Genomic DNA, 948 nt, shown 5'->3' on the forward strand with positions numbered 1-948 from the left:
CCGTCTCTCTTCAGCTCACATGGCGAGCAAAAGCTCGAGAACGAAATTCTGGACGGCCTGCAATCCCTGAAACCCGCCGGAGTTTTGCTAGCCCCTTTGGGGCGTATCTCGGACCGATCCGCGATCGAGAAATTCTGTGCCAACGTGCCAACGGTCTTGTTTGACAGTAACCTGGATGGTTTGGGGGCTGCCTTTGTTGGATCGGACAATTTCAGTTTTGTGTCACAAACGGTCGAATACATGACCCGCACGGGCGAACCGCCATCTTTCTTTGAAATGCGTACGCCTGCGAATCCGAACGCCAACAAACGTCGAAAAGCTTATGTTGAGGTGATGGAGCGTCTCGGGTTTGAGCCTCATATCATCAAAGTCGACGGCATAGGCTGGGCATTTGAAGAAATCGGTCACCGGGGCGCGTTGAAAGTTCTGGACGAGCGTCAATTGAGGACGAATTCAGTTCTATGCAGCAATGACCGACTGGCAATTGGCTTTCTTGCGGCCTGTTACGAACAGGGGATTCGGGTCGGACGCAAGAACGATTGCACGCTGCGCGTGGCCTCAAATGACGATCATCCGTTCGCAAAATTCACCTGCCCTTCTCTGACCACAGCTGCGCATGACTACGACAACGTAGCCGGAAGAAGTGTCGAAACGCTGTTCGAACTCATTGAAAACGGGGGAGAATTTGAGGCGCGAACAGAAACCCTTTTCCCTGCGCGGCTCGTATTAAGGAATTCGGCATAGCTCGATAATTTTAACGCGCGTAAAGTTTTTATTGACGGCGCGACAATTTACACTCTACGCTCTCTGCACGACATCCAAGCTCAGGGAGGACAGGGATGTATCTGAAGCACGCACTTCGCGCGGCGACTGCATTGACATTCGTCGCTACGGCCGCAGCCCACGCGCAATCCATCACGATCGCCACCGTGAATAATGGCGACATGA

Annotated in this window: 1 protein-coding gene; it reads left to right on the plus strand. The window is 53.0% G+C overall.

Features of this window, described 5'->3' with window-relative positions; all coding sequences use genetic code 11:
• Positions 1 to 744, plus strand: a 744-nt coding sequence (locus tag ACR0EL_RS21825) for a LacI family DNA-binding transcriptional regulator (RefSeq protein WP_480502265.1), incomplete at its 5' end; no start/stop codon positions are given.
• Positions 745 to 948: the final 204 nt, after the last annotated feature.

It is taken from the genome of Ruegeria sp. AH12, assembly GCF_056541465.1.